Origin of the sequence: Litorimonas sp., assembly GCA_029936425.1 — a bacterium.
Taxonomy (GTDB): Bacteria; Pseudomonadota; Alphaproteobacteria; order Caulobacterales; family Maricaulaceae; genus Litorimonas.
The window spans coordinates 47,998-61,226 of the sequence record JAPYSU010000001.1; the positions used below are offsets into that span (position 1 = coordinate 47,998).

Genomic DNA, 13,229 nt, shown 5'->3' on the forward strand with positions numbered 1-13,229 from the left:
ATGAATAAATTCCTTGCCTAAGGAGTTTGTTCTTGATATGTTCTAATTATGGAACGCGAGGTGGTGTTATGACCAAGAAGTATTTGAATGTAAGTTACAAGGATCGTGAGCTGGCCAAACGGCTCGGCGCCCGTTGGGATCCATCTGTAAAGCGTTGGTATTGCCCGTCCGGCAGCGCCCTGGCGACAATATTCGATTGGCGGAAAGAGGCCCAGGCCGAGCAGTCACTGAAAGATCGTGGCTTCGCGGCTAAAGAGGCCAAAGTCGCCCATAACCAGAATTTTGAGCTTCCTCTCGCGTCTTAAAAGTGGCGTCTTAAAGGTGGAGCCTCTTTTAAAAAGGCTTCTTAGGAAAGTCGCTGAAATCGTTAGACTACCCGCCTTACGAGGCGGGTTTTTATTGGCAGGTGAAATCTCTCCGCTTATATTTACGAGATTACTCTTTCCAGGTCACGTCGCGGCCGTAAAGCGACACTGTGCTCAAACTCATTTTGGCGGAGCCTTCCACGACTTCTTTGGAGTAAATGAGATAGATAAGAGTGTCTGCTTCCGCATCGTAAACGCGGCGAACGCTTAATGTTTTGAACCACAAAGCCTGTTTTTGCTTTACCAGAGTTTCGCCGCTCTTTCCGCGGTCAATATCGCCAATTACAATCGGGCCGGTTTGTTCACAATTAATAGATCCATTAGAAGGGTTTTCAAACCAAGATCCTTTTCTGAGCCTATCAATAACGCTGCGGTCAAAATGGGCTATGTGACAGGTGATGCCGGACACTTTTTCATCTTCAAAGGAATCGATCTTGATTTCATTTCCTGTCAGGTCATTATTGATTTCCCCGACATCATTTTGTCCAGAGCTCCCACAGGAAACAAGTAACAGGGCGAAAAAAGCATATAGATACGATTTCATAGAAAAAACTCTGGACGTGACGGCCCCTAAAACGAAAAGACCCGGGGACTGAGAAGGGGAACAGTCACCGGGTCAAAAGGCGCTAATATCAAGGGGAGGGATTATAGCGCGTTGTAAATATGTGAGCGTAACTCCTGCCGCGCCGAAAAAGTTCCGAAAAAAACACACTAATTTGTTCAGTCCGCATATCGGCCTAGAAATTACTGAAATATCAGCGGTTTACTCCTCTTCTTCCCCAAGAGCCGCGTCAGCCTGATGCTTCATTTCAGGAAAATCAGCCTGTTTCAGTTTCCCTTTGAGGTCTTTTTCAGCTTTGAGTTCCGATTCAGTCGGGTTTTCAACTTTCCGATTTTTATCTTTTGATGTCTTATCCGTCATAACTACTCCTTATTTACTCACTACATCAACGGGCAGGGAAAAATGTAGTTCCACAGCGTTAAAAGGAACGTTTCGGATAACCCGGCGTAATTTAGGTATGAAAACGCACTTAATGACATGTCTACTCGCCTCCGCCTTTGCCCTTTCCGGCAGCGCGGCAGCTTTCGCAGATGATGAGAACAAGCTCGTCGTCAAAGAGGGACAGCAACGTGTCTGGAAATATGTAAAAACTGACGCCTCCTCAACATTTCTTTCTCATCAGGAAACAGAAAAACTGGAAACGATTGATCTCGATAAGTCAGACAGAAAGATCAGAATTGAACCGATCGAGACCTTGAAAGAACCTTCTGTTGTCAGGACCGATAATCAGGCCGCTTTTAAATATGAAGTCGCCCCGAATAGCCGAGTTTATATTGGCCTGCCCGACAGATCGGAACAGGAAGCTCAGGAAATCGAATATAAGAAATATAATTATTATCGTTCTGCCAAAATGCCTGATGGTCGATATGTCGAACCGCTTTATACAGTTGCGGGCGCCGGGGTTAAAACCCGCTTCTAGAAATTGACGTATCAGACATATTACAAGGCCCCAATCGGAGCCTTTTTCATTTAAGTAATTCGAGCAAAAGGGCTTAATCGCGAAGCAATTCGTTGACACCTGTTTTGGATCGGGTCTTGGCATCCACGGTTTTCACGATCACAGCGCAGTCGAGACTGTGACTTCCATCCTTGGAAGGTAAAGTGCCGGGAACCACAACGGAATAGGCCGGAACCTCGCCATAGCTGATTTCGCCGGTATTCCGGTTATATATTTTAGTGGACTGCGAGATAAACACGCCCATTGCCAAGACAGAACCTTCCCGAACAATTACGCCTTCAACCACTTCGGATCGCGCGCCAATAAAACAGTTATCCTCAATGATGGTCGGGTTGGCCTGAAGCGGCTCCAAAACGCCGCCAATACCTGTCCCGGCGCTTATATGGCAATCTTTACCGACCTGAGCGCAAGAGCCGACACTGGCCCATGTATCCACCATCGTGCCTTCGCCGACATGTGCGCCGAGATTAACGTAAGACGGCATAAGAACGGCCCCGGGCGCGATATAGGCGCCGCGGCGCACCGCGCAGGGCGGCACCGCGCGAAAGCCCGCTTTTTTAAATTCGGTTTCCGTCCAGCCCGTAAATTTGGACGGCACTTTATCAAACCAGTTCCCGCTTGCCGGGCCGCCTGTCATGACAACATTGCCTTCGAGTCTGAAGCCCAGCAGCACCGCTTTTTTAAGCCATTGATGAACGACCCAATTGCCATCCTCACCGCGAGAAGCCACGCGGAATTCTCCTGAATCCAATCCCATAATAGCCGTCTCTATGGCTTCGCGGCGAAGCCCTGTGGTTAGCGGGGAGAGGCTCGCCCGTTCTTCCCAGGCAGATTCGATGGCGGTTTTCAGTTCATCAGCGTTCATATCAATGTCCAGTAAAGGGGCCAATAGAGGGGGTTAAAATCGCGCGCACCATAGGCATGATGGGTCTCAAGTCAATTGTCGGCAGAGGACAGTTTTGTAAGCCAGAGGTGAAGTGTTTCCAAAAAACGGGATCGGTCCCGATCTGTAAAAGGCGGCGGGCCGCCAAGGGTCGGCATTTCCGCTCCGGCGCGTAAATCGGCCAGGATTGCCCGCGTTGCGAGCTGCCCGCCAATCGTATCCATGGTAAAGAGTTTTCCGTTCGGCGCGAGAACCTGCGCGCCGGCTTTCAGACACCGCTCGGCCAAGAGGATGTCTGATGTGATTATTATGGCGTTCGCTTCGGCCCGCTCAGCTATATAATCATCTGCCGCATCAAAGTCGTCGGACACAGCGGCGAATTTGAATCCCGGTTCGCGCGGGACGCGTAGGAATGAATTGCTGACAATGGTGACCGGCACCTGATGGCGCCGCGCGACTTTATAACACTCTTCGCGCACGGGACAGGCATCGGCGTCAATATAGATATGAACCATCAGCGTCTTTCAGGTCGAAATAAGTCTTTACCCTATCAAATTGACGGGCGCGGAAAACAAAAATCGACGTTTAAACGTCATGAAGGCGTTCTGGCTAGTTGTAAATCAAGCCCGAGAGAATAACGAGGCACACAAACATCAGAGACTCCTGTAAGGATTAACGATAACGCCTTATGCCGGCCAAAAATGAAATTCAGTGAGTCATTTCAAGACGTTTCAGTGAAATTTGGCCTGCCTGCACAGGAATGCGGCGCAGAGAGTGCCTCCTTGGCGAGTTTTGGGACTCCGCAAGAGTCCAGTCCGATACCGCCCCAAAAAACTGGTTCTGATGTGACAGAATTTTGACCTTTGCTGAATTTCACGCTCTTGGCTTATCTCAAGCACAGAAACTCAACAAATGTAGAAATAACACTCTAAAAAGGCATCATGGAAAGGCGACGCGAGAAGTCTGGGCGCATTTGCTTTGGCTAAACGCCGCCCAGACGGTAATCAGATTTCAGGCATCTTTTTTCCCCGATGCTACCAACTTAAAGCCCGGCCCCCGCGCCGGGCTTTTTTTTGAATAGCGGCTAAGCCGCCAAAACTTCCGCCACCCATTTTGGCACTATGTCTCCGGCTTTGCCCAGACGGCTCTCGTCGAAAAGATAAGAACCCTGACTTTCTTCGAGATTTAATTCGAGTGTTTTGGTTCCCCGTCGCCGCGCCTCGCTGACCAGCCCGGCGGCCGGATAGACGGCGCCGCTTGTCCCGATAGAAACAAAGAGATCGGCCTGGCTCATGACCTGGTCAATGCGGTCCAGCTCATAGGGCATCTCGCCAAACCAGACGATATCGGGGCGCGGCCCGGATCTACGTTGACAGGCAATGCAGCTATCATTTGGAGACGTGTCCTCATGGGACTCCCATCTATGCCCGCAAAATTGACACAGCAGAGAGGTGAGTATTCCGTGCATGTGAATGACGTTTTCCGCGCCGCCCTGTTCATGCAGATTATCGACATTTTGCGTAATAATTGTGAGGGATCCGCCGCGCGCGTGCAATCCTTTCTCCAGCTTTGCCAGAGCGATATGGGCCGCATTTGGTTTGACTGTCTTGAGCGCCGCGCGGCGCATATTGTAAAAATTGTGAACCAGCGCCGGATCTGCCGCAAAGCCTTCGGGCGTGGCAACCTGCTCTATGGGGTATTGTTCCCATAGGCCGCCTTCCGACCTGAATGTGTCAATTCCGCTCTCTGCGCTAATTCCGGCCCCTGTGAGGATGACAATATGATTTAGTTTTGACATAAACCCTTATGCCCTCTGTCCTGTTCATATGTCTTGGGAATATTTGTCGCTCCCCGACGGCGGAAGCGGTGTTCCGACAAAAAGCCGCCGAGGCGGGTCTGGACATAGAAATAGACAGCGCCGGAACCTCCGGCGCGCATGACGGCGAAGCGGCCGATCCGCGAAGCGTCAAAGCCGGCACGGCCCGGGGCTATAGTTTCGAGGGCCAGACTTCCCGCCGTGTGAGCGGCGAAGATTTTGACAGATTTGATTATATTCTGGCGATGGACAGTTATAATCTGTCCCATCTGCGCCGCATCAAGCCGGCAGACGCCAGAACGCCGCCGCGACTATTTCTCGAATTTGCTGAGGGCGTTTTAGATCGCAACGTCCCGGATCCCTATTATGGCGGGGCGAAAGGCTTTGATAAGGTTCTGGATCTGATTGAGCTGGCTAGCGAGGGTTTGATTGCTGAAATCAGAGCAATTTCATAGACACAGGCGGCAAGAGGGACTATTCCTCCCGCGTCTTTAATAGTGATTTTCAGGTGAGACATGAAAAACGGTTTGGTAACAGTTTTCGGCGGCTCAGGCTTTCTCGGCAAACATGTCGTGCGCGCTCTGGTGGCAAAGGGCTACCGCGTGCGTGTGCCTATGCGACGCCCTCATATTGGTATGGATCTGAGAGTTATCGGCAATGTCGGCCAGGTACAGCTCGTGCAGGCCAATCTCAGATTTGAGAAATCCGTTCAGCGCGCGGTAGAAGGCTCTGATGCCGTTATCAATCTTGTCGCTGTTCTGTATGAAGCGGGTCAGCAAAGCTTTGAGGCGCTACATGTGCGCGGCGCAGAGACTCTCGCCAAGGCGGTCGCCGCAGAAGGTATTACGAATTTTGTTCATGTCTCGGCTATCGGAGCCGATAAAGACAGTCAAAGTGAGTATGCCCGCACCAAGGGCGAAGGCGAAGAGATTGTGCGCGAGCATGTCCCGACCGTTGATATTGTACGTCCCTCTATTATTTTCGGGAATGAAGATGAATTCTTCAACAGATTTGCGTCCATGGCGCAGCTCTCTCCCGCTCTGCCTCTGATAGGCGGCGGAAAAACAAAGTTCCAACCTGTCTATGTAGCGGATGTCGCAGACGCGATTGCCCGGCGAGTTGAAGCCGAAGCCAGCGCGCAAACCTATGAACTCGGCGGGCCGGAAATTTATTCTTTCAAAGAACTGATGCAGTTTATGCTGGAGACAATCGGGAAGAAGCGTTTGCTGGTTCCCGTACCATGGTTTGCTGCAAATATGATGGGGTTTGGCGGTGAAATGGTAGGGGCAATGCCGTTTCTGGAGCCGTTCCTAACACGCGATCAGGTGGAAAACCTCAAAAATGACAATGTGGTCGGCCAAGACGTCCAGGGCTTTGCCGATTTGGGCATAAAGCCGGAAACTATCGAAGCGATCGTGCCGTCCTATCTCATCAAATACAGAAAATACGGCGAATTTCATCAACCAGGTAAAGATAGCTGGCCGGAAGAAGCCTGATACTTACCTGAAAATTGCATTAAGGGGAGACAGATATGCATTTTAAAACAATTTTACTGGCAGGGGTTGCGGCCGCGCTCTTAGGCGCTTGCGGCGGCAATAATGGAGGCGACACCTCTACGTCGTTAGCTTCGGGCGAGACGACGGAAGCCCAAGCCGTGAGTTCCGAGGCGAAACTCGAATCCGTCTTAGCCGCTCAGGATGAGGCCACAAAGGCGCGTTATCCTTATCGCCACCCAAAAGAAACCCTGATGTTTTTTGATATCGAACCCGGAATGCGCGTGGCCGAAGCTCTGCCCGGCGGCGGATGGTATACCAAAATCCTTCTGCCTTATCTGGGCGAAGAGGGCGAGGTTATCGGCGTCGATTATTCTTTGGACATGTGGCCGGAATTTGGCGGTTTTGCCGATGAAGCGTTTCTGGAAAACAAGAAAACCTGGCCGGCGACCTGGACCGAGACGGCCAATGGCTGGCGCATTGACGAAGACGCTTCTGTTGACGCCTTTGCGTTTGGCAATCGGGACACAGAGCTCGACGGTACGGTTGATGCGGTTTTGTTCATTCGCGCCCTGCACAATCTCGCCCGGTTCGAGGACGAAGGTGGATATCTGACTCAGGCTCTTGCCGATAGTTATGCCCTGTTAAAACCCGGCGGGATTGTCGGGGTTGTTCAACATCAGGCGCGGGAAGACATGCCGGATGATTGGGCGGATGGAAATAATGGATATCTGAAGAAATCCGATCTGATCGAAATTATGGAAGCCGCCGGTTTCGAATTGGTCGAGGAGAGCGACATCAACGAAAACCCTCAGGATATACCGACGGACGAGGAGGGTGTGTGGAGACTGCCTCCGACTTTGGGTGTGTCGGCAGATCAGCCGGAATTACGATCCGAAATGGAAGCGATCGGCGAGTCCAACCGAATGACGCTGAAATTCAAGAAAGTCTAAGGACGAACGACAGGGCCAAATCCTAGGCCCGTAATTGAAGCGCTAAAAGACGGGCATAGGTCCCGTCTTTTTTTTGGCTTAATGATTTATGCGTTCCGCTTTCCAAAATACGGCCCTTTTCCAGGACATAAATACGGTCGGCCTTTTGCACGGTCGAGAGGCGGTGCGCGATAACGATTGTCGTGCGTCCGACTTCCAGCCGCTCCAAAGCCGCCTGCACCTTGGCCTCGGAGTCAGAGTCGAGGGCCGATGTTGCCTCGTCGAGCAAGAGGATAGGCGCGTCGCGCAAAATAGCGCGGGCAATGGACAGGCGCTGCCTCTGCCCGCCGGACAGGCTGAGTCCGTCCTCGCCCAGCCGGGTGTCATACCCCTTGGGCAAAGCGGAAATAAAGTCATGGGCATCGGCGTGTTTGGCGGCGCGAATTATAGCGTCGCGATCGGCGCTCTGATCGCCAAGTCCGATATTGGCGGCGACGCTGTCGTCAAATAGCGTCACGCTCTGGCTGACGAGCGCTATGTTTCGGCGCAGGGAGCCGAGTGTGAGATGCCGGATATCCTGCCCATCTATTTCGACGGAGCCCTTGCTCACCTCATAAAGACGCGGGATGAGATTAATGATGGTCGACTTTCCGCCTCCCGACGCGCCGACGAGGGCGATGGTCTGGCCTGGCTCTGCGTTGATTGTGACATCGCTAAGGGCCTGCGTCCCGTCTTCATAGGCAAAGCTGACAGAGTTTAATTTAATTCGCCCCTTCGCTTTTCCGAGGTCTTTTGCCTCTGGCGCGTCAAGGATGGTCGCCTGCGTATCAATCACGCCAAAAATTCGCGACACGGCCGAAAGCCCTTCTTGCAGGACGTTGTTCAGAGTGCCGAGCGCGCGAAGCCGAGGAGAGAGAATGGCGATGCCGGTAATAATTGCCCCGATGGATCCGGCTGTATTTTGTCCTGAATTGACCTGAAAGGCGCCGAAAATCACGACGCCGGCCAGAGCCATACCGCCGAGGACTTCAAGTATGGGATCGACGCGGGCCTGTTGCGTCACCAGTCGCAGGAAAAGACGAATGCGTTCGTCAAAAGACCGGCCTAGCCTTTCAGTTTCGGACGCTTCCAGACCATAGGCTTTGACCATTCTCGCCCCGCCAAAACTTTCTTTGAGTTCAGACGTTATCCGCCCGACATGTTCCTGTACGTCCCGGGCATTGCCGCGCATTTTTTTCGAAATGGCAATGATGGGCCAGAAGGCGAGGAGAAAAATCGTCATGACGAGTGAGAGCTGCCAGTTCTGCCACAGCATCGCCCCAATGGTTAAGGCCACGGTCAGCACGTCTTTTATGACATTACCCAATACACGAATGGTCGCGTTGGAGACGACCGTTACGTCATTGGTAAATTTGGAAATCAGATTGCCCGTCGGCTCCCGCGAAAAGGCGGCGTAATCGGCGCCGTGCGCGCTGGCGAACATCTGTTTTTGCATTTTCCCGACCGCGTTCAGCGCAATGGCGTTGGTCAAAATTCGCTGGAGATAATTGGAAACCCCTGAGACAAAGGGAATAATAATTAAAAAGGGTAGAATAATTAGCGCGTAGCGTTTGGCGGCCTCCAATGCGTCCGGGCTTTCGTCCATCTGACCAGCCTGATCAATAATCAGGCTGACTACCCAGGTATAGGCGGCGGTCGCTCCGGCCAGAAGCGCCATAAAAAAAATGGCCGCAAAGAGCTTTCCTTTTTGCGGCCATATATAGTCCCGCCAGAGACGCGACAGGCGCTGCCTGTCCGTTGCCTGTTCGGGAGAGATTTTCATTTTGGGATAGAGCGCCTAGCCAATGATTCCGTCGCCATCCGGATCAAGCAAATCGTGGGCGTGAAGGATAAAATAACGGGTGTGGGCACTGTCGACCGTGCGCTGCGCCGCAGCTCTCCAGGCTTTTTGAGCTTCATCGAAACTTGCATAGGCGCCGACAAAATCCACCTTCTTCAAATCTTTGAATTCAGTGCGCATGGGGTCAACCAGTTCGCCGCCCATGACGATGTGTAAAAGCTGGATAGATTTCATTTCGCGATCAGACATTTTCGTTCCCATTTCCTTGAAGTCACGCTGCTTATCCTCGCTGGCGTCAAATTGCGCAAGCAGGGGTTTCACCCGCTCCAATAACAAAGCATGGAGTTTGGGGCCAGCACAAATGATGCCAAAGCCGGATGTGCTGTCCTTGTCAAAGTTGGGGATGTCGCCCCGAAGGTTAGTGGTGATGGCGCCGGATTCAGAGGCGATTAAAGCGGCTGCGGCAATGTCCCAATCGGATTTAGGCGTGAAGGCCACCGTGCAATCGGCCTTACCGCTGGCCACCATGACCATACGGTAAGCCATGGAATTGGAAATCCGCACGCGCATGACAGGAAATCCAAGGCGCCGAAATTTGCGCGGATATCCCACCATTTCTGCGCCTTCAAGCTCCTGGCGGCCTGAGCATGAAACAGGCTCTCCGTTTAAAGTTGCCCCGTTGCCTTTTTGCGCCGAGTAAAATTCATCCTTCAAAGGATTGAAAACGGCGCCGACAATGGGCTGACCGTCTTCGATAATCGCCACGGAGACGACAAAATTTGGCGTCCGCTCAATAAAGGCGCGGGTGCCGTCAATCGGGTCGACAACAAATGTGCGCTGGCAGGCATGGCGGGAAAGATCATCCTTGGTTTCCTCCGATAGCCAGCCATAACCTGGCCGGGCTTTACGAAGATGTGTTTGAAGATAATCATTTACGGCGATATCGGCGTCCGTCACGGGATGGCCTTTTACCTTGTCCCAGACAACAGCCTCATCCGCCTCAAAGGCGTCTTTTGCAATTTGACCCGCCTCGCGGACCACGCGCTCTATCAGGGCGCGCTCTTCACTCAGAGGAAAACATATGTCGTCATGCGCCGGCAACCGTTAATCCTTCTACCAGGAGGCTCGGCGCATTGGTTGCGCCGTCAAATTTAATATCATTGGCCGGTATCATGGTCTTGAAAACTTCATTTAAATTTCCCGCGATTGTAATCTCGGAGACGGGAAAAGCCCGTTGTCCATTTTCGATTTTAACCCCGGCAACGCCGACCGAATAATCCCCGGTGTTGGAATTCAGGGAAGGCCCGAACATTTCCGTAATTAAAAGACCTTCGCCCATGTCCTGCATAAGGTCTTCCGGCGTTTTCTGTCCGGGCGCAAGATAGCTATTGGTCGCGCTGATACCCGGAGGCGACCCGATACCGCGCGTGGCATGGGCGGTCGTTTCCAAACCTAATTGCTGCGCGGCGGACAGATTGAGAAGCCACGTCTGTAAAATCCCGTTTTCTATCAAATTCCGCTTTTGCACAGGAAGTCCTTCGCCGTCCCAGGGCCGGGAGCCTTGGCCGCGAATAATCAATGGGTCATCAATAATTTGAATCTGATCCCCGAAAACACTCTCTCCCATACGATCTTTCAGAAACGACACGCCGCGCGCAATCGCGCTGCCATTAATCGCGCCGAGAAAAGCAGAAATCAGAGAGCCCGCCAAACGTTCTTCGAATATGACAGGGAGTTGGGCGGATTTTATCTTACGGCTGCCGAGACGGGCGATAACCCGCTCGCCCGCGCCCTTGCCGATGTCGGACGGCGCGCGTAAATCTTCGAGCCAGCGCGTGCCGTCATAGTCAAAATCCCGTTCCATGGAACCGTTTTTTCCGGCTATCGCGCTGACGGACAGGCCGTGGCGGGAAGACTGCCAGCCGGATCCGAATCCTTCAGATGTCGCGAAATAAATGGCGGAACTGGCCCAGCTTGCGCTCGCGCCCTCGGCCTGGGTGACGCCTTTTACAGACAAAGCGGCGTCTTCGACTTCGAGCGCGCGGGTTTTCAAAATTTCAGGGGTGCGGAGGGTCGGATCAAAAAGCTGGAGGTCTGGTTCGGCTTTGGGGTCGGCGAGTAAGGTCTTGCTCGCCAGACCGCAATAAGGATCCCGCGGCGCGAGCCTGGCCATCGCCACAGCGCGTTCGGCCAACATTTTGAGCGACATATCCGACATGTCCGAGCTGGAGACACAGGCCTGACGCCCGTCAATAATGACGCGGAGGCCGACATCGCGGCCTTCACTGCTGTCTACATCTTCCAGCTCTCTTTCGCGTACAGCGACAGAAAGTGACCGGCCATGGGTTGCGACGGCGTCGCATTGCTCTGCCCCGGCCTGTTTGGCATAGGACAGGAGCGCGTCCAGTGTCGGGGCAAGTCCTTCGACGCTGATAGGAGCTTCGGAAACGGTTTTGGGTGAGGGTGTCTTCATCCGGGCCTGTTATCAGGTCTTAGGAAAAGTAACACCTTCTAAGTGCAAGGGAAGGCAGTTTGAGCTCACCTGCCTTAAATATAATCAGATGTGAAAATGAAATAAAGAAGACACAAGGCTGTGCCGACATAGGTGAGCAGGGTCAGGATAGCCCCGACGCCGCGGCCCCGACCCGTTGCCCCTGGCTGCGCCATGCCATGCGCGTGGAATAATCGTCCTATAAGAAAGGCCGCCCCGAACAAATGAAGCAAAAGCGCCGGAGCGTTCAGCATGGCAAGCGCCAATAATCCGAGGAGGGCCAAGGGCGCTGTTTCGATGTAATTTCCATGAGCCCTTATTCGGGCATTTAGAAGCGCATTTCCCCCGTCCCCGAGGCTGACCTTTTCTTTCATTCGGATTTGTCCGACGCGAAACATCAAAACCGGCGCCAGAATAAGATGAAGCGCAATATAAAGCGCTACGATTTGAAACAGTGTCATGAAATTCCCCTAAATTCAGATTGATGAAGTCTATTCCTCTACGCCTATTTCGGCCGCTTTTTTCATTGCGTCCAGATGCACGTCGGGATCTTGTGCGCCTTGGACGGCGAATTGTCCATTATAGATAAAGGTCGGAACGCCCGAAATGCCCAAGCCGCGGAAAAACATAATCTCTTCCTGTACGGCTTTGACGTCCTGTTCGCCTTCTAAAAGGGTTTGCGTGAGATCCGTATCCAGCCCAACTTCTCCGGCGATGCGAGTTAATACAGAGATATCGTCAATATCTTCGCCTTCAGTGAAGAAAGCTTCGAAAAGCTTTTCAGATGTTTCCGTTCCGGCGTCTTCATTGTTCTGAGCCCATTTGATGAGTCTATGGGCATTAAGTGTATTAGGCCGTCTGGAAATGTTGTCGAACTTGAAGTCAATTCCTACAGAGGGACCTTTTTCTTCCAGCATGTCCCGCATGGCCTTGAACTTGTCATTCGGGCCATCGCCAAATTTGTTTTTCATATAGGCTTTATAGTCTGCGCCTTCTATCGGCACGGTTGGGTCGAGCATGTAAGGCCGCCAGCTTAATTGAACGGGAGAGCCAAATTGCTTTCGGGCTTTGTCAAAAAGGCGGTAGCCAAGCCAGCACCAGGGGCAGACCACATCAGAGACGATGTCCACTTGGACGGCTTGGTTGGCGTTTTGTCTGGACTTTTTCTTTGCGGATTTTTTCTTTGCCATATCCGCTCATACCCTGCTCGGCCAAGAGAATCCATGCGTTTAAATGAATGCGGTATAGTCGCCTGTTTAGGCTTCAGGTTTTGGCGTGTAATAAGCCGCCGCTGTCTGGCATCGATAGGTAAAATCAGGACCATCCATCAAATCACGGGTCATCCGATCCAGATCGGCTAATTCCGCAACCGAATATCCTTTTTTGTAAAGCTCGGCTTTTGGCTCTTCCCGATTTAGGTTTTCATCGGTAGAGTCCGGGTCAGACTCCAGCGCAAAAATAAGCGCTGCGGCATCATAATCGCGAACCGAGAGTTCGTATTTCAAAATTTGCGTGGCGCAGAGACATTCTTCTTTATCATAGCCGCCCTCGACGCAATTATTCGTCAACGTGCGGTCACTTTCCTGAGTGACAAGATCGCGCGCGGGCGTGATGGCCGTTGCAGCTAAAACTGCCGCGGAGCTCTCTTTGGGGAGGATGTAGGTTTTGGAGTCTATTTCCGCCGAATCCGCTTTCATTGGAGCTGGCTTGAGCTGAGCATTTGCGCCTATTGCGGTCACGATACCGAGTGACAAACAGAAAGCCATTCCCATTCTTGATAACAGATTGTGATTTGAATGTGTCACTGAATGGCTCCTCTCATTAAATTGACGTTTGTTCAGAAAATAAACGACTGGTTGAGTTGTCTGGTTCCCTCGCGCTGCCAATTT

Annotated in this window: 16 protein-coding genes; 5 read left to right on the forward strand and 11 right to left on the reverse strand. The window is 52.2% G+C overall.

Features of this window, described 5'->3' with window-relative positions; all coding sequences use genetic code 11:
* Positions 1 to 68: 68 nt before the first annotated feature.
* Positions 69 to 305, forward strand: a complete 237-nt coding sequence (locus ACN0IC_RS00260) for a DUF5710 domain-containing protein (protein ID WP_416876738.1) — start codon at positions 69 to 71, stop codon at positions 303 to 305.
* A gap of 130 nt (positions 306 to 435) precedes the next feature.
* Here the strand turns inward: ACN0IC_RS00260 and ACN0IC_RS00265 are convergent, their stop codons facing one another.
* Both ACN0IC_RS00265 and ACN0IC_RS00270 read right to left on the reverse strand, forming a co-directional pair.
* Positions 436 to 909, reverse strand: coding sequence for a CreA family protein (locus ACN0IC_RS00265; protein ID WP_416876739.1), 474 nt, complete (start codon positions 907 to 909; stop codon positions 436 to 438).
* A 219-nt stretch (positions 910 to 1,128) separates the two neighbouring features.
* Positions 1,129 to 1,287, reverse strand: coding sequence for a hypothetical protein (locus tag ACN0IC_RS00270; RefSeq protein ID WP_416876740.1), 159 nt, complete (start codon positions 1,285 to 1,287; stop codon positions 1,129 to 1,131).
* Positions 1,288 to 1,399: 112 nt separating this feature from the next.
* Between ACN0IC_RS00270 and ACN0IC_RS00275 the strand changes: the two genes are divergently transcribed.
* Complete coding sequence (locus tag ACN0IC_RS00275) at positions 1,400 to 1,846, forward strand: hypothetical protein (RefSeq protein WP_416876741.1); 447 nt, start codon at positions 1,400 to 1,402, stop codon at positions 1,844 to 1,846.
* 73 nt (positions 1,847 to 1,919) lie between these two features.
* Here the strand turns inward: ACN0IC_RS00275 and dapD are convergent, their stop codons facing one another.
* The 3 genes from dapD to ACN0IC_RS00290 form a co-directional block, all read right to left on the reverse strand.
* Positions 1,920 to 2,750 (reverse strand): 2,3,4,5-tetrahydropyridine-2,6-dicarboxylate N-succinyltransferase, encoded by an 831-nt coding sequence (gene dapD / locus ACN0IC_RS00280; protein ID WP_416876742.1) that lies wholly within the window; start codon positions 2,748 to 2,750, stop codon positions 1,920 to 1,922.
* A gap of 71 nt (positions 2,751 to 2,821) precedes the next feature.
* Entirely contained in the window at positions 2,822 to 3,283 is a 462-nt protein-coding gene (locus tag ACN0IC_RS00285) for a YaiI/YqxD family protein (RefSeq protein ID WP_416876743.1), read from the reverse strand.
* A gap of 569 nt (positions 3,284 to 3,852) precedes the next feature.
* A complete protein-coding gene (locus tag ACN0IC_RS00290) occupies positions 3,853 to 4,566 on the reverse strand; it encodes an NAD-dependent deacylase (RefSeq protein ID WP_416876744.1) in 714 nt (237 codons plus the stop codon).
* Positions 4,567 to 4,574: 8 nt separating this feature from the next.
* Between ACN0IC_RS00290 and ACN0IC_RS00295 the strand changes: the two genes are divergently transcribed.
* From ACN0IC_RS00295 to ACN0IC_RS00305, 3 genes are read left to right on the forward strand one after another with little or no spacing between them, the layout of a single operon-like run.
* Positions 4,575 to 5,039: a low molecular weight protein-tyrosine-phosphatase gene (locus ACN0IC_RS00295; RefSeq protein WP_416876745.1), complete on the forward strand. Its 465-nt coding sequence runs from the start codon at positions 4,575 to 4,577 to the stop codon at positions 5,037 to 5,039.
* 60 nt (positions 5,040 to 5,099) lie between these two features.
* Entirely contained in the window at positions 5,100 to 6,080 is a 981-nt protein-coding gene (locus ACN0IC_RS00300) for a complex I NDUFA9 subunit family protein (RefSeq protein ID WP_416876746.1), read from the forward strand.
* A gap of 35 nt (positions 6,081 to 6,115) precedes the next feature.
* The gene (locus ACN0IC_RS00305) at positions 6,116 to 7,030 is read left to right on the forward strand and encodes a class I SAM-dependent methyltransferase (protein ID WP_416876747.1); all 915 of its coding nucleotides are present in this window, start codon (positions 6,116 to 6,118) and stop codon (positions 7,028 to 7,030) included.
* A 22-nt stretch (positions 7,031 to 7,052) separates the two neighbouring features.
* On the opposite strand, the gene ACN0IC_RS00310 is transcribed toward ACN0IC_RS00305, so the two are convergent.
* From ACN0IC_RS00310 to ACN0IC_RS00335, 6 genes are all read right to left on the reverse strand, one after another.
* Positions 7,053 to 8,831, reverse strand: a complete 1,779-nt coding sequence (locus ACN0IC_RS00310; RefSeq protein WP_416876748.1) for an ABC transporter ATP-binding protein — start codon at positions 8,829 to 8,831, stop codon at positions 7,053 to 7,055.
* A 15-nt stretch (positions 8,832 to 8,846) separates the two neighbouring features.
* Positions 8,847 to 9,950: an inositol monophosphatase family protein gene (locus ACN0IC_RS00315; RefSeq protein ID WP_416876749.1), complete on the reverse strand. Its 1,104-nt coding sequence runs from the start codon at positions 9,948 to 9,950 to the stop codon at positions 8,847 to 8,849.
* Positions 9,937 to 11,322 carry a TldD/PmbA family protein gene (locus ACN0IC_RS00320; protein ID WP_416876750.1) on the reverse strand — a complete coding sequence of 462 codons (1,386 nt, stop codon included), beginning with the start codon at positions 11,320 to 11,322 and terminating at the stop codon, positions 9,937 to 9,939. The genes ACN0IC_RS00315 and ACN0IC_RS00320 overlap by 14 nt, the downstream gene beginning before the upstream one ends.
* 74 nt (positions 11,323 to 11,396) lie before the next feature.
* A complete protein-coding gene (locus tag ACN0IC_RS00325) occupies positions 11,397 to 11,801 on the reverse strand; it encodes an MAPEG family protein (protein WP_416876751.1) in 405 nt (134 codons plus the stop codon).
* Positions 11,802 to 11,831: 30 nt separating this feature from the next.
* Entirely contained in the window at positions 11,832 to 12,530 is a 699-nt protein-coding gene (locus ACN0IC_RS00330) for a DsbA family oxidoreductase (RefSeq protein WP_416876752.1), read from the reverse strand.
* Positions 12,531 to 12,596: 66 nt separating this feature from the next.
* Positions 12,597 to 13,145, reverse strand: a complete 549-nt coding sequence (locus ACN0IC_RS00335) for a hypothetical protein (protein WP_416876753.1) — start codon at positions 13,143 to 13,145, stop codon at positions 12,597 to 12,599.
* Positions 13,146 to 13,229 lie beyond the last annotated feature (84 nt).

What these genes read in the sequence shown, in the direction of transcription:
- ACN0IC_RS00260 (WP_416876738.1), top strand. Translation starts at nt 69, where the DNA reads ATGACCAAGAAGTATTTGAATGTAAGTTACAAGGATCGTGAGCTGGCC.
- ACN0IC_RS00265 (WP_416876739.1), bottom strand. Translation starts at nt 909, where the DNA reads ATGAAATCGTATCTATATGCTTTTTTCGCCCTGTTACTTGTTTCCTGT.
- ACN0IC_RS00270 (WP_416876740.1), bottom strand. Translation starts at nt 1,287, where the DNA reads ATGACGGATAAGACATCAAAAGATAAAAATCGGAAAGTTGAAAACCCG.
- ACN0IC_RS00275 (WP_416876741.1), top strand. Translation starts at nt 1,400, where the DNA reads ATGACATGTCTACTCGCCTCCGCCTTTGCCCTTTCCGGCAGCGCGGCA.
- dapD (WP_416876742.1), bottom strand. Translation starts at nt 2,750, where the DNA reads ATGAACGCTGATGAACTGAAAACCGCCATCGAATCTGCCTGGGAAGAA.
- ACN0IC_RS00285 (WP_416876743.1), bottom strand. Translation starts at nt 3,283, where the DNA reads ATGGTTCATATCTATATTGACGCCGATGCCTGTCCCGTGCGCGAAGAG.
- ACN0IC_RS00290 (WP_416876744.1), bottom strand. Translation starts at nt 4,566, where the DNA reads ATGTCAAAACTAAATCATATTGTCATCCTCACAGGGGCCGGAATTAGC.
- ACN0IC_RS00295 (WP_416876745.1), top strand. Translation starts at nt 4,575, where the DNA reads ATGCCCTCTGTCCTGTTCATATGTCTTGGGAATATTTGTCGCTCCCCG.
- ACN0IC_RS00300 (WP_416876746.1), top strand. Translation starts at nt 5,100, where the DNA reads ATGAAAAACGGTTTGGTAACAGTTTTCGGCGGCTCAGGCTTTCTCGGC.
- ACN0IC_RS00305 (WP_416876747.1), top strand. Translation starts at nt 6,116, where the DNA reads ATGCATTTTAAAACAATTTTACTGGCAGGGGTTGCGGCCGCGCTCTTA.
- ACN0IC_RS00310 (WP_416876748.1), bottom strand. Translation starts at nt 8,831, where the DNA reads ATGAAAATCTCTCCCGAACAGGCAACGGACAGGCAGCGCCTGTCGCGT.
- ACN0IC_RS00320 (WP_416876750.1), bottom strand. Translation starts at nt 11,322, where the DNA reads ATGAAGACACCCTCACCCAAAACCGTTTCCGAAGCTCCTATCAGCGTC.
- ACN0IC_RS00325 (WP_416876751.1), bottom strand. Translation starts at nt 11,801, where the DNA reads ATGACACTGTTTCAAATCGTAGCGCTTTATATTGCGCTTCATCTTATT.
- ACN0IC_RS00330 (WP_416876752.1), bottom strand. Translation starts at nt 12,530, where the DNA reads ATGGCAAAGAAAAAATCCGCAAAGAAAAAGTCCAGACAAAACGCCAAC.